Raw genomic sequence first — 14,432 nt, forward strand, 5'->3', positions numbered from 1 at the left:
CATGTCGGTGCGATTGCGAATGGGCGGAATCCAGACGTTGGCCAGTCCCGGCACCCGGACCGCGCGATCCAGTGCCTCGACCAGTTTTTCCGGCGTCATGCCGGGTCGCCACTCGCTGCGCGGCTTGAATTGGATGGTGGTCTCAAACATCTCCAGCGGCGCCGGATCGGTGGCGGTCTCGGCGCGGCCAGCCTTGCCGAACACGCGCGCCACCTCCGGCACGGTACGGATCATGCGATCGGTCCGTTGCAGCAGCTCGCTCGCTTTTTGCGCCGACAGCCCCGGCAGTGCGCTTGGCATGTACAGCAGGTCGCCTTCGTCCAGCGGCGGCAGGAATTCACCGCCCAGCTGACTCAGCGGCCACACCGAGCTCAGGAAAACCAGCGCGGCACCGGCCAGCGTCAACCGTGGCCGGGCCAGCACGGCATTCAGCAGCGGACGATACAGCGCGATCAAGCCGCGGTTGAGCGGGTTTCGTGCCTCGTCGGGCAGGCGTCCCCGAATCCAGTACCCCATCAGCACCGGAATCAGCGTCACCGACAGCCCTGCCGCCGCCGCCATGGCATAGGTCTTGGTAAACGCCAGCGGGCCGAACAGCCGCCCTTCCTGTGCCTGCAGGGTAAACACCGGCAGGAACGACAAGGTCACGATCAGCAGGGACAAGAACAAGGCCGGCCCGACCTCGGTAGCGGCCTCGGTCATCACTCGCCAGTGGTCCTCGCCCGCGAGGATCTGGTCCGGGTGCGCCCGGCGCCAGGCTTCCACCTTCTTGTGCGCGTTCTCGATCATGACGATCGCGGCATCGACCATGGCGCCGACAGCAATCGCGATACCGCCCAGCGACATGATGTTGGCGTTGATGCCCTGCAGGCGCATCACGAGAAACGCGACCAGTACCCCCAGCGGCAGGGCAATGATGGCGACCAGCGACGAACGCAGATGGCCCAGGAACAACACGCACACCAGAGCCACCACGATGAACTCCTCCACCAGCTTGGTGCCGAGATTCTTCACGGCACGGTCGATTAGCTGGCTGCGGTCGTAGGTGGTGACAATCTGCACCCCTGGTGGCAAGCCGGCCCGCAGCGCCTCGATTTTTCGATGCACCGCGGCCAGCGTCTCGCGGGCGTTCTTGCCGGATCGCAGGATGACCACCCCGCCGACTGTCTCGCCCTCGCCGTCCAGCTCCGCAATGCCCCGGCGCATTTCCGGGCCAAGCCGAACCTGCGCCACATCGCCCAGCGTCACCGGCACCCCGCCGTCGAGTTTCAATGGAATGGCACGAAAGTCGTCCAACGTCTTCAGGTAGCCACTGGCACGCACCATCAGCTCCGCCTCGCCCAGCGTCAGCAGCGCGCCGCCGGTTTCCTGGTTGGCATTTTCAATCGCCGCGCGCACCTGCTGGTAGCGGATGCCATGGGCCGCGAGTCGCAGCGGGTCAAGCACGATCTGGTACTGCCTGACCATGCCGCCGACGGTGGCGACCTCGGCCACATTGGGCAGGGTTTTGAGCTCGAACTTCAGGAACCAGTCCTGCAGCGCCCGCAGCCCGGACAGATCGTGGCCACCGCTGCGATCGATCAAGGCGTATTCGTAGATCCAGCCGACGCCGCTGGCATCCGGACCCAGCTCGGAACGGGCCGTCGCCGGCAGCCGGGCCTGAATCTGACTCAGGTACTCGAGCACCCGCGAACGGGCCCAGTAAAGATCGGTGCCGTCCTTGAACAGCACGTACACGAAACTGTCGCCAAAGAACGAAAAACCGCGCACCGTCGTCGCGCCGGGCACCGACAGCATGGTCGTCGTCAACGGATAGGTGACCTGGTCCTCCACGATCTGCGGCGCCTGGCCGGGGTAGCTGGTGCGGATGATGACCTGCACATCCGACAAATCGGGCAGGGCGTCGATAGGCGTGGTCCGGATGGCCCACAGACCCCAGACACCGAGTGCGGCGGTGGCCAGCAGCACCAGAATGCGGTTAGCCACCGACCATCGGATAAGCGCGGCGATCATGGCGCACCCAGCGGCGGGTTCGGCAGCGTGGCACCGGCCGGTACGCCCAGCAGGCTCGCTTCCGAATCGATCAGAAACTGACCGCTGGAAACCACCTGCTGGCCTTCGTGCAGGCCGGCCGTGATGACAGTCCGGTCACCGATTTCCGCGCCGAGCCGGACTTCGACCGGCTGGAATCGACCCCGTTCACCGGCCAACATCACCAAGGCACGCTTGCCGGTGCGAATAATGGCCTCGGTCGGCAAGGCCAGAGCGGTCTGCTCGCCCGCGCCGGCCAGCACCACCCGCGCCGACAGGCCCGGGCGCAAGCGCCCGTCCGGATTGGGCAGCTCCAGCCGCACGCGCAGGCTGCGCGTGGCCTGGTCAAGCGAAGGCAACAACGCGACGACGTGGGCGCCAATCGCCTGCTGCGGCGCACTTACGAGGTACACCCGCGCCGTGTCACCCACCTGCACCTGCCCCGCCTGGGATTCGGGCACGGCGACCTCGACCCAGACCTTGCTCAGGCCGTTAATGCGGGCCAGGGTTTGCCCGGCCGTGACGGTCATGCCGGCGCGTACCTCGAGTACCTGCACCACGCCACCGATGAGGGCAGTGACGGTGTGACGCGAGCGCGGGCTACCGGTCTTCTCGACCTGGTGGATCAGGCTACGCGGCATTCCCAGCAGCATCAGCCGCTCACGTGTGGCAGCCAGCAGCGCCGCGTCGCCGCTGCCGGCAACCGCCAGCAACTCGTGTTGCGCCGCGGTCCACTCCGGCACCAGCAGTTCCAGCAGCGGCTGACCGGCCTCCACCACATCCCCTGGCGCCAATGGCCACACGCGCTCGACAAAACCCGCTGTGCGGCTTTGCAGGATCGCGACGTCCCGCTGATCGAAGCCGACGATGCCGCTGGCTTCTGTCTGGCGGGCGAGCGTAAGGCGCTCCACCTTGGCCAGCCGCGTACCCAGGTTCTGCGCCACGGCCGGGTCAATGGTGACCCCGGCGGGCGCCGCGGCACTGGCGCTTTCGGCATAGCGCGGCACCAGCTGCATGTCCATGAACGGCGACTTGCCGGGCTGATCGAAATGCTGCTGCGGGAACATCGGGTCGTACCAATAGAGCACCTCGCCCTGCGCCTGTTCAGGAGGATTGTTCATCGACACGGAAACCGCTGGCGCCTGTGTTGCCCACCACCAGCCGCCGGCAGCGCCAAGCCCCAACAGGGCCCCGCCCAGGGCAAGCGCGGTCAGAAATGTCCTGGTTCTGCTCATGGTTGTTCTCCGACCAGCTCGGCGGACGGGGCCGCGTAGGCATAGTGCAGGCGCGCCGCCAACTGCTGACGTGCGCCGTCCAGTGCGATGGCTTCCAACTCGGCGTCAATGCGCTCGCGGCGGGCGGCAATCACTTCCATCAGGCCACCGTTCGCGCCGCGCCAGGCCGCGCTGGCCAGTTGCACTTTCTCCCGGGCCAGCGGAACCAGCACCGTGCGTTGCCGGGTCACGGCCCTGGCCAGGCGCCGGTACTCGGCAAGGTCTGTCTCCAGCATGGCGGTGTGTTCACGCAAGGCCGCTTCGCGCTCGGCGTCGAGCGCCACACGCGCGGCGCGTCTGGCCGCGATGCGCGGGTTCTGACGGCTCGCCGCGAACAACGGCAGATCAAAAGTCACCTGCACCATGGCCATGTCGCTGAACTGGGAACCCCGCTCCTGGTAGGCAAGCTCCAGGGCCCAGTCGGGTTTCCGGGTAGCCACCGCGGCGGCTACCTCGGCATCCAGCACCTGCAGTTTGGAGTCGAAGATCATCAGCTCCGGGTGTCGATGCAACGCGTGTTTCAGGACATCGTCGGCAATCGGCCAATCGGGAGCTGTCCCCGACAGCGGCGCGTCGGCCGATGCGCCGACCCAACGCCGCAGCGCCGCCATGGCCTGGTCGCGCCGCGCGACCAGTTCGTCCGCACGGCCGTCGATCAGCGCCGCTTCCTGCCGCGGCGCAACGGCGTCCGTCGCCGGACTTTTGCCGCCAGCGATCTGCGCACGCACCGCCGCCTCGAACAGGCGGTTTTCTTCAAGCAGCGCATCGATATAGGCGAGTTGTTGCTCGACGCTGGCCCTCGCGATCCAGGCGACTGCCGTCTCGCGCAGCACCAGTTGCCGGGTGATCTGGCTTTCGGCTTCAGCGACCGCCACCTCACCGTCGGCCCGCTCGACCCGAGCCCGCCGTTTGGCGCGATTCGGAAACTCCTGCATCACGCCAACGCGGCGCATGGTCATGAAGTCCTCGGTAAGCCGATAGCGGTCCGGCCCGTTAGTGGGCAGGTTATCGACGCCCAGACTCAGCTTGGGGTCGGGTAGCGCGCCGGCCGGGATAGCCGCCTGACGGGCGGCATCGATCTGCGCCGCGGTCATACGCAAGGCGGGCGTGGCGCTCACAGCCAGGGCCAAAGCTTCACTGAAAGACAGGGAAGCGGCCGCCACTGGGCCGGCGGTACAGGCCGCCAGCAGCAGAACTGCGCGAGCGGCAGGTGTGATTCGCAAAGGCATGCTCAAGCTCCAAACGATTCGGCGCGGACAGGACTGGAACAGCCAGCCGCGCGAAGCACACCGGCCGACTGGCGTGGACAGCCCACGCGTAGCCGGCGGTGTGGTCAGGGAGTCAGAGCGAAGTGGGAGGTCGCCAGATGGCGCCGGGATGAAAGCCTGCCCGCGTCGGAACCGCACACGGCGACCCGGTACAAGCCTGGGGGAATACAGGCGCCGCCAGCGACGCTGTCAGCATGGCGACGCTACCGGCAGCGCAGTCCTGGCCGGTCTTGCAGGGCTTGCCCGTCCTGGCAGCAGCGTCGGCATCGTTGCAGCAGTCATGCGCGCCGGGCATCTCGACCGTCGACGCGGCCATGGTCGCCTCCATCGGGCACGGCGCAGACAGCACCACGCCGAACGTACTGCCCTGTACGGGCAGTGCGAGGCATAGCAGATACAAAAACAGGCGTTGTAACTGGCGCATGACCTGCCTTGTATGCCGTAACGACAGGCGCTTGTCCAGCACCTCACAGGCCAGCATTGGCGTCCCGGTACTGCTCATACGGGCTATCCTGCGGCGTCCGGGGGCACAGGACCGCATCGCCATGACAGTTGATACCGAAACCTTGGTTCAGCTTGCCAGCCGCCTGCAGCAGGCTGCTGTTGACCGGCAGTGCGGAACACCGCTCAGCGATGAGTTCCCACACCTGGACGAGGCCGATGCGTATGCCATTCAGGACGCGCTGGTGCGTCTGAAAGGCGGCGTGCGCAGCGGCTACAAGCTCGGCTTCACCAGCGCTGCCATGCGTCAGCAGATGGGAGTAGACAGCCCCAACAGCGGTGTGTTGCTCGATTCCATGCGCCTTACCAGCCCGGTCTTGGGGGCCGGCGTGCTGATTCAGCCGCGGGTGGAGCCTGAAATCGCCATTCTCCTGGAGTGCGATCTCGAAGGCCGTGAGCTGACGCCCGAACACGTGGCCCGCGCAACCGCGGCGGTGATGCCGGCGATCGAAGTCGTGGACAGCCGCTACGCCGATTACCGCTTCAAGACCGTCGACAACATCGCCGACAACAGCTCGGCCGCGCGTTACCTGCTGGGGCCGCCGCGCGCACTGGCGGACGTGGACGATCTGCAACTCCTGGGCGTGCAGCTGAGCATCGATGGCGTCGTGGTAGACCAGGGTCTGGGCGCGGCAGCGCTGGGTTCGCCGCTGGCCGCGGTGGCCTGGCTGGCGCGGCATCTTGCCGAGCGCGGCGCACGGCTGCAAGCCGGCCAGGTCATCCTCACCGGGGGCCTGACCCGCGCCCATGCGCTGAATCCCGGCCACACAGCGCTGGCGGAATTCGGCGGCGGATTGGGCAGCTTGATGTTGCAGCACGCGCTGACCGGCGCCTGAGCGAAAATCGGTCAATCGGGCCCTTCCAGGCGATCCCGACCGTTGTGTTTGGCCCTGTACAAGGCCGCGTCGGCACGGGCGACCACACTGGCGTCATCATCCCCCTGCGCCAAAATCGCATAGCCGACCGAACAGGTGAGCATGGTGTCGGGCCCCAGCGCCGGCAAGCGCAAGGCACGCACCCGCTCGAACAAGCTGTCCACCAGGCGCTGCACCTCGGCCGGGCCCTCGACGAACACCAACACGGCGAATTCCTCGCCGCCGTAACGCGCCACAAAGTCGTCCAGGCGCAGGAAAGAGCGACTCAGCAAGTTGGCAAACGCTGTCAACACGCCATCGCCGGCCTGATGACCGCAGCGGTCGTTGATGGACTTGAAGTGGTCAAGGTCCAGCATCAACAAGGCTAGTGTCTGCCCCCCGGCAAACGACAGATCGATATAACGCCGCAGCGCGGCGTCAAACGCGCCACGGTTGTACAGCTGCGTCAATGGATCAAGCTGCATCTGGCGCCGCGCATCCTCGAGCGCCTGACGGATATCGGCAAGGCTGGTTCCCAGCTCTCGCGCCTGGGACTCGAATTCCTCTCTGGCCTGCTCTGCCTCCTGCGCACGCTGACGCAGCTCGGTCAGCTGCTGGGTGAGCGTGGCCCGCTGGGTATTCAGAGTCGCGCGCATCTGGCCTGCCATGGTCGCGAACTCGGCCCGCAGCTGCTCCACCGAGTCCCCGGCCAGCAGCGTCTGCACCCGTTGCAGACCCGCCTCCACGGCACCGGCGGCTTCGCCATAGGCCACGCTGGCATCCCGCAAAGCGCCGAGCAGGTCCTGCGCCAGTCCGTTAAGTTCGCGCTCGCGTCGTTGTACGCCGTTCTGCTCGGCCTGCCGGCGCTCGCGAAAAAATGCCTGTGCCGGCACCCACTGCCGTTGCGGGGGGGCATCAGCCGTTGGCGCCAGCCCTGGCGGCGGCGCACCGGTCAGCAAATGGCGCGCCCAATCGTCAAAGCCCTTGTAGAAGCCGGCCGCCGACGTCCCCTGACCGGGCAGGGGGTGATTGGCGATGGCACGAAACACCGCCGCCAGAGTCTCTACCGAAGCCTCGAATTCAGGTGTTGGCATGAGATTTTCGGACCGGGGGGTGGTACGGTGTAATCGACCCAGGGGCTGCTTTCTTGAGGAGGAACCCAGTATGGCACTCGAGGGCCTGGACCACTGCGCCATCCGCACCACGCGCCTGGAACAGACGCGCAGTTTTTATGTCGATGGGCTCGGCCTGGAAGTCGGCCCGCGCCCGCCGCTGAGTCTTCCCGGCTACTGGCTGTACGCGGGCGGGCAGGCGGTGGTCCACCTGATGGAAATCGGCTCGCATTATGAGGCCGACGTGTTTGGTCAATCCGTGACCGACCAGCGCGGCGCCGAAGGCCCGGGCGTGGATCACCTGGCCTTCCGGGTCAGCGGTCTTGCCGCGATGCGTGAACGCCTCAGCGCGCTCGCCATCCCCTACCGGGAGCTGTCCATGAGCGCGGCGGACCTGCATCAGGTATTCGCGGTCGATCCCAATGGCGTGATCGCCGAACTGAATTTCAAGGCCAGTGCCGAGGGCGTCTGAGTAGCCCCGACCGTCAGTCGGCAGCGTGGTAGCTGGCGACCCGTTCAACTTCCTCACGCGAGCCCATGATCACCGCGACACGCTGATGTACCTGCTCGGGCGCAAGTTCCAGAATGCGCCCGTAGCCGGTGGATGCCGCCCCTCCAGCCTGTTCCACAACGTAGCCGATGGGATTGGCCTCGTACATCAGGCGCAGCTTGCCGGGCTTGGTCGCGTCCTTGGTATCCCGCGGGTACATGAAGATGCCGCCGCGCGTCAGCAAGCGGTATACATCGGCCACCATCGACCCCACCCAGCGCATGTTGAAGTCGCGCCCGCGCGGACCACTCTTGCCGGCTACGCATTCCGCGATATAGCGCTGTACCGGCGGCTGCCACCAGCGCTGGTTGGACGTATTGATGGCGAATTCGGACGTATGTTCGGGGATGCGGATGTCCGGCTGGGTAAGCAGAAACTCGCCGCTGGTTGGGTGCATCGTGAAACCCTGCACGCCGTGACCAAAGCACAGCACCAACACCGTCGCCGGGCCATACACGGCAAAGCCGGCACAGACCTGCGCCGTGCCTGCCTGCAGAAAATCGGCGTCACTGAGCCCGGCGGCGCCGCGCGGCGCACGCAGTATGGAAAAAATCGAGCCCACCGAGATATTGACGTCGATGTTGGACGAGCCATCGAGCGGGTCCAGCAGCACCAGATAGTCGCCACTCGCACCGGGCACCGGGTAGGGACCATCGAGCTCCTCCGAGGCGATGCCTGCGACCACGCCAGTGGGACCTAGCGCATGTATGAAGGCATCGTTGGCAACCAGGTCAAGCTTCTTCTGCGTCTCGCCCGAGGCGTTGGCCGACTCGGTGGCACCAAGTATCCCGGCCAGCGCGGCATGGTTCAGTGCACCCGATATTTCCCGGCAGGCGGCGCCAATCTGCTGCACCACCGTCACCAGCGCCTCATCAATGCGGTGACTAACGGCGGCTTCGGTCAGGTACGCGGTCAAACTGACGGGTTGGCTCATCGGAGGTTTCCGGGGCGGCGCACCGAGGTGCTGGACGGGATGGCGAGGATAGCCCATCGGCGGCCCTGCCGGCAGCCGGTGTGGCCTGCTAAGCTCGGCGCCACAGGCGGAGGAGCCCCATGAGCCAGCACATCGCAATCAGCGTGTTTTTCAATTTCCGTAGCCCGTACTGCTATCTGGCCTCGAAATCCATGTTCGAGCTGCCGGATCGTTACGACTGTCATTTCGAGTGGCGGCCGCTTGGCGGCTGGGATGGCCGCTCGGCACCCGAGCGGGCCAAAGGCAAACTGCCGATTGCACGCCAGGACGTGAGCCGATGGTGTCGTCGGCTGGGGATTCCGTTCAGCCCACCGCCGGTCACCACCGACCCGACGCGGGCTGGAGCCGGATCGCTGCTGGCGCAGGAACACGGTTGCCTGCGCGAGTACGTATTGGCCGTGATGCACGCCGAGTGGGGCGAAGGGCAGGACATCGGTGATGCCGACGTGTTGTGCACTGCCGGCCGCCAGGCGGGGCTTGATCCAGAACCGTTGCGCCAGGCCATGGACGACCCGACGCGGCTCGAAAAACTGACCCAGCACTGGGCCGAGGCCCAGGCCGCTGGCGTGTTTGGGGTGCCAAGCTTCCTGGTCGGGGATCAGATTTTCTGGGGTAACGACCGGCTGGATTTCCTGGCCGAACATCTCGCACAACTGGGCGCGGCCAGACCGTAGCCTATCTTTTCCGATTAAAACGCAGCACCACAGGAGGAGCACACATGGGACGGGTCAGCGGCAAGGTTGTATTCATAACCGGCGCCGGGTCGGGCATGGGCCGGGCGCACGCGTTGCGTCTGGCGGGCGAAGGCGCCACGGTTGCCATTTCGGATCGCGACGAAGCCGGGCTGAGCGAGACCCTGATCGCGCTCAAAGCCATCGGCGCCGAGGCCGGCAGCTGGGTTCACGATGTCACTGACGAGCACGCCTGGCAGCGGGTAGTGGACGAAGCATGCGCGCGTTTCGGCCGCATTGACGTGGTAATCAATAACGCCGGCATCGCACACACCGGGTCCGTGCTCGACACCACGGTCGAGGATTGGGACCGCGTCATGGCCATCAACCTGCGCGGCGTGTTCCTGGGCGTTCGCACGGTTGGAACAAAGATGCGTGACCAGGGCGGCGGCGGCAGCATCATCAACATCTCGTCCGTATTCGGCATGGTCGGCGGCGCCATGGCGTCGGCCTATTGCGCCAGCAAGGGTGGCGTGCGGCTGCTCACCAAGGCGGCTGCTGCGGACCTGGCCGAGTTCAATATCCGGGTGAATTCGGTACATCCCGGGCTGATCGACACGCCGATGCTCGGCGGCCTGCTGGCGGAAGATGGCGAGGTGCGGCAGCGCATGCTCAGCGTGCAGCTGCAGCGGCGCGCCGCCGATCCGGACGAGGTATCGTCGGTGGTGCTGTTCCTGGCCTCGGACGAGTCGTCCTTCGTCACCGGCTCCGAACTGGTCGTCGATGGCGGCTGGTCGGCTCGTTAGGATAGGGCGCGACCGCCGGGCGGGAGCCGGCCGAAGCGCAAACCGGGGGCCAGGGAACCGCTGATTCATTCAGCGCTTTCCTGACGCCGCGTAAGCCGGCGATTTCCGCCGGCAATCAGCCAGACGATGCCGCCATGCGCGCGCGCTGGGCGGCAAGCTTTTGCTGCTGTTCGGCGCAATCAACAAGCCGCGCGCGTTCGCTGGCCACCACCTCGGCCGGGGCCTTGTCGGAAAATGTGGGATTGGCCAGCTTGGCCTCGCCGCGGGCGATCGCCTGGGCAAGCTTTGCCAGCTCCCGGTCCAGGCGTTCGATTTCGGCACTGGGGTCCACCAGCCCGGCAAAAGGCAGGCGTACGGTGAGCTCGCCCACCAACGCCATTGCCGCCTGCGGCGCGGCGTCGCTTGTCACCCAGTCGAGATTGCCAATGCGACCGAGGCGCCGCAGCGAAACGTCATGACGCGCAACACGGGCGCGCATCTGCGCGTTGCCGCTGAGTAATACCGGCACCGGCTGTGCCGGCGACAGGTTGAGCTCGGCCCGCAGGTTACGCACACTGCGGATGACTGCCTTGAGCCATTCCATCTCCGCGACGGTGGCCGGGTCGGCGGCAAAGTCCGAACCGCATGGCCAGGCAGCCAGCATGATGCTGTCGCCCGCCACAGCGGCGCGCGGCGCCACCTGCTGCCAGATTTCCTCGGTGATGAATGGAATCAGCGGATGCGCCAGGCGCAGCAAGGCCTCCAGCACCACCAGCAGGGTCTCGCGCACGCCCCGGCGCACCGCCGGATCGGCGTTGGCATCGGCGAGGACTGGTTTGGCGAATTCGATATACCAGTCGCAGTAGTCGTCCCATACGAATTCGTATAGCGCACTGGCCACGTAATCCAGGCGGTAGTCGGCGATGGCCCGATCGACCCCGTCGATGGCAGCGCCAAGACGCGCCCGGATCCAGTGCTCGGCCGGACCCAGCGTGACCGGACCTTGCGCCAGCGGCTGCTCGGTATTCATCAGCACGAAGCGGGCAGCGTTCCACAGCTTGGTGCAAAAGTTGCGATAACCCTCGCAGCGGGCCAGATCAAACTTGATGTCGCGCCCCAGCGTGGCCTGCGAAGCGAAGGTAAAGCGCAGCGCGTCGGTACCGTAGGCCGGAATGCCTTTCGGGAACTGCTTGCGCGTGGCCTGCTCGATCTTTTTCGCCATCTGCGGCTGCATCAGGCCGGCCATGCGCTTGGCAACCAGGGTCTCCAGGTCCACCCCGTCGATGATGTCGAGCGGATCCAGCACGTTGCCCTTGGACTTGCTCATCTTCTGGCCGTCCTGGTCGCGCACCAGGCCGTGGACATAGACGGCGCGAAACGGCACATCGCCCGCAAACGGGAGCCCGAACATCACCATGCGGGCGACCCAGAAAAAGATGATGTCAAAACCGGTGACCAGCACATTGGTCGGGTAATAGCGGGCCAGTTCCGGGGTCGGCTCAGGCCAGCCCAGGGTCGAGAACGGCCACAGCGCCGAGCTGAACCAGGTGTCGAGCACGTCCTCGTCCTGGCGTAGCGGCAGATCCGCCGTCAGGCCGTGGCGGGAGCGCACGTCGGCCTCGTCGAGACCCGCATAGGCTTGCCCCACTTGGTCGTACCAGACCGGGATGCGGTGCCCCCACCAGATCTGCCGGCTGATGCACCAGTCCTGGATGTTTTCCAGCCACAGCGCGTAGGTTTTTTCCCAGTTGTCGGGAATCAACCGGATATCACCGTTACGCACCGCTTCCAGCGCCGGGCGGGTAATCACGGCCAGCCCGCCGGGGCGGCCGTCCGGCAGCGTCTCACGGGTCAGATCCACGTACCACTGGTCGGTCAGGTAGGGCTCGACCGCGGCACCGGTGCGATCACCGCGCGGCACCATCAGCTTGTGGTCCTTGACCGACTCCAGCAGGCCGGCGGTTTCCAGGTCCGCGACCAAGCGTTTGCGCGCCTCGTAGCGGTCCAGGCCCTGGTAGGCGGCCGGTGCGGCGTCATTGATGCGGGCATCCGGCGTGAACACGTTGACCTGGGGCAGGCCGTGGCGCTCGCCAACGGCGAAGTCGTTGAAATCATGGGCCGGGGTGATCTTCAGACACCCAGTGCCAAACGCCGGGTCCACGTAGTCGTCGGCGATGACCGGAATCTGCCGGTCGCACAGGGGCAGGTTGACCGACTTGCCGATCAAATGCCGGTAGCGCTCGTCTTGCGGGTGTACCGCCACGGCGGTGTCACCCAGCAGCGTTTCCGGGCGCGTGGTGGCGACCGTTAAATGTCCACTGCCATCGCTCAGCGGGTAGCGGATGTGCCACAGGTGGCCCTGTTCTTCCTCGCTGACGACTTCCAGGTCCGAGATGGCGGTCTGCAGCACCGGATCCCAGTTGACCAGGCGCTTGCCACGGTAGATCAGCCCCTGCTCATGCAGGCTTACGAACACTTCGGCAACGGCGCGCGGCAGATCGGCATCGCCGGATTCCGTAACAGCCGCCGCGGCGGACGAATGCCACGCATCCGTCCCCGGAGGTTTGCCCATGGTGAAGCGCTCGCGCGTCCAGTCGCAGGACGCCCCTAACCGGCGCAGCTGGCGGGTAATGGTGCCGCCGGACTCGGCCTTCCATTGCCAGACGCGCTTCACAAAGGCCTCGCGGCCCAGGTCGTGGCGGGATTTCCCTTCAGCGGCCAGCTGGCGCTCGACCACCATCTGCGTGGCGATACCGGCGTGGTCGGTGCCCACCTGCCACAGCGTGTCCTTGCCCTGCATGCGCGCGTGGCGGATCAGCAGGTCCATGACCGTATTGTTAAAGGCATGCCCCATGTGCAGGCTGCCGGTGACGTTCGGCGGCGGGATGACGATGCAGTACGGCTCGCGCTGGCTGTCAGGCCCATCCGGGCCGGCGGGCGCGAAGTAACCGTGCGTTTCCCAGTGCGTGTACCAGTGCTGCTCCAGTGCCGTGGGGTCGTAATGCTTGTCCATGCAAAGCCGGTTGTGAACCTTAAGGGGCGGACGGGCCGCGATCTTTCACATGCCGCAGACAGGCGTCCAGTTCTTCGCGCATGGCGGCGCGCAGCCGCTGCTCAAGCTGCGCCACCTCCGCCTGCAGGCGCCGCTCCAGACTTGCACCGATGTCATTGACGACAGCGCGCAGCCGGGCATTTTCATCCGCGCCTACCGTCGGCGTGCCCACCTCCGTCTCGGCCTTCGCATGAGCAGCAACGATGAGGGGCACCGCATCGGCGTACCCGGTCGGCGCGGCGGATACGTCAGCCAGGGCAACCCTTGCCGGAGCCTCGGGGACGGCGTTGACGGAGACTTCCGGGCTGATGATTTCGTCGGCAGTGTCCGGGCTCGCTGGTGGCGCCTCGTCGGCCGCCCACGGCAACGGCAAGTCAACGTCTTCCGGCGCTGGCTCCATTGCGACCGGCTCGGCCAGCTCGACCAATTGCAAATCGTCGAGTTCGTCCAGGGTTACGTCAAATCCGACTCCCGATGTCGGCTCTGTGCCGTCCTCGGTGGGTAACGCGGGCAGGTCCGTGGCAGTCTCGCCCTGCACCCGACCGGGCACCACGATTTCAGTCAGGGTCGGGATGTCGTCTTCATTCACCTGCAAGTCATCAATCTGACCGGTCATGCGCCACCTCCCAGCTTGTGCTGACGCAGCGGGTAGCCGCGTTCGCGATAAAACCGATAGCGTTCACGGGCACGCGGCAGGCCGTCACCGTGCGCCGGCACCAGCTCGAGTACCCGCCGAAAGCCGCTGAAAAACAGCGGCACTTCCTCGCTCAGGTTGAGCAGGACTTCGCCCGGCTGGGCCGGGGCTTCCCAGCCTATCCACACCGGCGCCCGACCGGCGCTTCCCACCACCCGATGCGGCACAAAGGCTCCGGCGCTGAAACTCCACAGCCGGTCATCCAAGTCCCGCGCAGCCTGCGGCCCGCTTACATGCACGTGCACCTCAAGCCCCCGACGGTACACCGTGTCGAGCAGACGACAGGCAAACTGCTGCGGCTCGGGAGCCGACTCGCCCTGCAATACATAAAAGTCGACTTCGGCCATCAGGCGCCGACACGATCAAGCAGATACTGCAACAGCAGCCCCACGGGTCGGCCGGTGGCGGACTTTTCCTTGCCGCCCTTCCAGGCGGTGCCGGCAATGTCCAGATGCGCCCAGCGCAGCTTGTCGGTAAATGCGGACAAGAACGCCGCCGCGGTGATGGTGCCGGCCTCGCGGCCAGCCACGTTCGGCAGGTCGGCGAACGGACTCCGGAGCTGCTCCTTGTAGTCGTCCCACAGCGGCAGCTGCCAGGCCCGGTCGTGCGCGCTGCGGCCGGCGTCGAGCAGCGCGTCCATCAACTTCTGGTCGTTGCCCAGCAGGCC

13 protein-coding genes and 1 pseudogene are annotated in these 14,432 nt (G+C 66.2%); 4 read left to right on the top strand and 10 right to left on the bottom strand.

Annotated features, from left to right (window positions below):
- The 4 genes from ABZF37_RS10725 to ABZF37_RS10740 all read right to left on the bottom strand — a co-directional run.
- Positions 1–2,013 (bottom strand): efflux RND transporter permease subunit (locus tag ABZF37_RS10725; protein ID WP_372719727.1); only part of this gene is annotated, 2,013 nt, incomplete at its 3' end.
- Positions 2,010–3,266 carry an efflux RND transporter periplasmic adaptor subunit gene (locus tag ABZF37_RS10730; RefSeq protein WP_372719729.1) on the bottom strand — a complete coding sequence of 419 codons (1,257 nt, stop codon included), beginning with the start codon at positions 3,264–3,266 and terminating at the stop codon, positions 2,010–2,012. The genes ABZF37_RS10725 and ABZF37_RS10730, both read right to left, overlap by 4 nt.
- Entirely contained in the window at positions 3,263–4,534 is a 1,272-nt protein-coding gene (locus ABZF37_RS10735; protein WP_372719731.1) for a TolC family protein, read from the bottom strand. Before ABZF37_RS10735 ends, ABZF37_RS10730 begins: the two co-directional genes overlap by 4 nt.
- A gap of 112 nt (positions 4,535–4,646) precedes the next feature.
- Positions 4,647–5,075 (bottom strand): hypothetical protein, encoded by a 429-nt coding sequence (locus ABZF37_RS10740; RefSeq protein WP_372719733.1) that lies wholly within the window; start codon positions 5,073–5,075, stop codon positions 4,647–4,649.
- A gap of 43 nt (positions 5,076–5,118) precedes the next feature.
- On the opposite strand from ABZF37_RS10740, the gene ABZF37_RS10745 reads away from it, so the two are divergent.
- Positions 5,119–5,910, top strand: coding sequence for a 2-keto-4-pentenoate hydratase (locus ABZF37_RS10745; RefSeq protein ID WP_372719735.1), 792 nt, complete (start codon positions 5,119–5,121; stop codon positions 5,908–5,910).
- Between the two features lie 11 nt (positions 5,911–5,921).
- On the opposite strand, the gene ABZF37_RS10750 is transcribed toward ABZF37_RS10745, so the two are convergent.
- Positions 5,922–7,022 (bottom strand): diguanylate cyclase, encoded by a 1,101-nt coding sequence (locus tag ABZF37_RS10750; RefSeq protein ID WP_372719737.1) that lies wholly within the window; start codon positions 7,020–7,022, stop codon positions 5,922–5,924.
- 70 nt (positions 7,023–7,092) lie between these two features.
- On the opposite strand from ABZF37_RS10750, the gene ABZF37_RS10755 reads away from it, so the two are divergent.
- Positions 7,093–7,512, top strand: coding sequence for a VOC family protein (locus tag ABZF37_RS10755; RefSeq protein ID WP_372719739.1), 420 nt, complete (start codon positions 7,093–7,095; stop codon positions 7,510–7,512).
- A 13-nt stretch (positions 7,513–7,525) separates the two neighbouring features.
- Here the strand turns inward: ABZF37_RS10755 and ABZF37_RS10760 are convergent, their stop codons facing one another.
- Positions 7,526–8,524, bottom strand: a complete 999-nt coding sequence (locus ABZF37_RS10760) for a class 1 fructose-bisphosphatase (RefSeq protein ID WP_372719741.1) — start codon at positions 8,522–8,524, stop codon at positions 7,526–7,528.
- 119 nt (positions 8,525–8,643) lie between these two features.
- Here ABZF37_RS10760 and ABZF37_RS10765 point away from each other — a divergent pair, with 119 nt between their 5' ends.
- Together ABZF37_RS10765 and ABZF37_RS10770 are read left to right on the top strand one after the other, a co-directional pair.
- Positions 8,644–9,237 (top strand): 2-hydroxychromene-2-carboxylate isomerase, encoded by a 594-nt coding sequence (locus ABZF37_RS10765; RefSeq protein ID WP_372719743.1) that lies wholly within the window; start codon positions 8,644–8,646, stop codon positions 9,235–9,237.
- Between the two features lie 44 nt (positions 9,238–9,281).
- Complete coding sequence (locus ABZF37_RS10770; protein WP_372719745.1) at positions 9,282–10,040, top strand: SDR family NAD(P)-dependent oxidoreductase; 759 nt, start codon at positions 9,282–9,284, stop codon at positions 10,038–10,040.
- 115 nt (positions 10,041–10,155) lie between these two features.
- On the opposite strand, the gene ABZF37_RS10775 is transcribed toward ABZF37_RS10770, so the two are convergent.
- The 4 genes and pseudogenes from ABZF37_RS10775 to ABZF37_RS10790 form a co-directional block, all read right to left on the bottom strand.
- Positions 10,156–13,032 (bottom strand): valine--tRNA ligase, encoded by a 2,877-nt coding sequence (locus tag ABZF37_RS10775; RefSeq protein ID WP_372719747.1) that lies wholly within the window; start codon positions 13,030–13,032, stop codon positions 10,156–10,158.
- Between the two features lie 19 nt (positions 13,033–13,051).
- Positions 13,052–13,687, bottom strand: coding sequence for a hypothetical protein (locus tag ABZF37_RS10780; protein WP_372719749.1), 636 nt, complete (start codon positions 13,685–13,687; stop codon positions 13,052–13,054).
- Positions 13,684–14,112 carry a DNA polymerase III subunit chi gene (locus tag ABZF37_RS10785; protein ID WP_372719751.1) on the bottom strand — a complete coding sequence of 143 codons (429 nt, stop codon included), beginning with the start codon at positions 14,110–14,112 and terminating at the stop codon, positions 13,684–13,686. Before ABZF37_RS10785 ends, ABZF37_RS10780 begins: the two co-directional genes overlap by 4 nt.
- Positions 14,112–14,432 (bottom strand): annotated as a pseudogene (locus ABZF37_RS10790) (leucyl aminopeptidase); the annotation flags it as partial. The pseudogene ABZF37_RS10790 and the gene ABZF37_RS10785, both read right to left, overlap by 1 nt.

This window comes from Immundisolibacter sp. (assembly GCF_041601295.1).
Taxonomy (GTDB): domain Bacteria; phylum Pseudomonadota; class Gammaproteobacteria; order Immundisolibacterales; family Immundisolibacteraceae; genus Immundisolibacter.

Excerpts from the sequence above, each read along its gene's own strand:
- ABZF37_RS10735 (WP_372719731.1), bottom strand. The coding sequence starts at position 4,534 with ATGCCTTTGCGAATCACACCTGCCGCTCGCGCAGTTCTGCTGCTGGCG.
- ABZF37_RS10730 (WP_372719729.1), bottom strand. The coding sequence starts at position 3,266 with ATGAGCAGAACCAGGACATTTCTGACCGCGCTTGCCCTGGGCGGGGCC.
- ABZF37_RS10750 (WP_372719737.1), bottom strand. The coding sequence starts at position 7,022 with ATGCCAACACCTGAATTCGAGGCTTCGGTAGAGACTCTGGCGGCGGTG.
- ABZF37_RS10765 (WP_372719743.1), top strand. The coding sequence starts at position 8,644 with ATGAGCCAGCACATCGCAATCAGCGTGTTTTTCAATTTCCGTAGCCCG.
- ABZF37_RS10745 (WP_372719735.1), top strand. The coding sequence starts at position 5,119 with ATGACAGTTGATACCGAAACCTTGGTTCAGCTTGCCAGCCGCCTGCAG.
- ABZF37_RS10780 (WP_372719749.1), bottom strand. The coding sequence starts at position 13,687 with ATGACCGGTCAGATTGATGACTTGCAGGTGAATGAAGACGACATCCCG.
- ABZF37_RS10755 (WP_372719739.1), top strand. The coding sequence starts at position 7,093 with ATGGCACTCGAGGGCCTGGACCACTGCGCCATCCGCACCACGCGCCTG.
- ABZF37_RS10770 (WP_372719745.1), top strand. The coding sequence starts at position 9,282 with ATGGGACGGGTCAGCGGCAAGGTTGTATTCATAACCGGCGCCGGGTCG.
- ABZF37_RS10740 (WP_372719733.1), bottom strand. The coding sequence starts at position 5,075 with ATGAGCAGTACCGGGACGCCAATGCTGGCCTGTGAGGTGCTGGACAAG.
- ABZF37_RS10760 (WP_372719741.1), bottom strand. The coding sequence starts at position 8,524 with ATGAGCCAACCCGTCAGTTTGACCGCGTACCTGACCGAAGCCGCCGTT.
- ABZF37_RS10775 (WP_372719747.1), bottom strand. The coding sequence starts at position 13,032 with ATGGACAAGCATTACGACCCCACGGCACTGGAGCAGCACTGGTACACG.
- ABZF37_RS10785 (WP_372719751.1), bottom strand. The coding sequence starts at position 14,112 with ATGGCCGAAGTCGACTTTTATGTATTGCAGGGCGAGTCGGCTCCCGAG.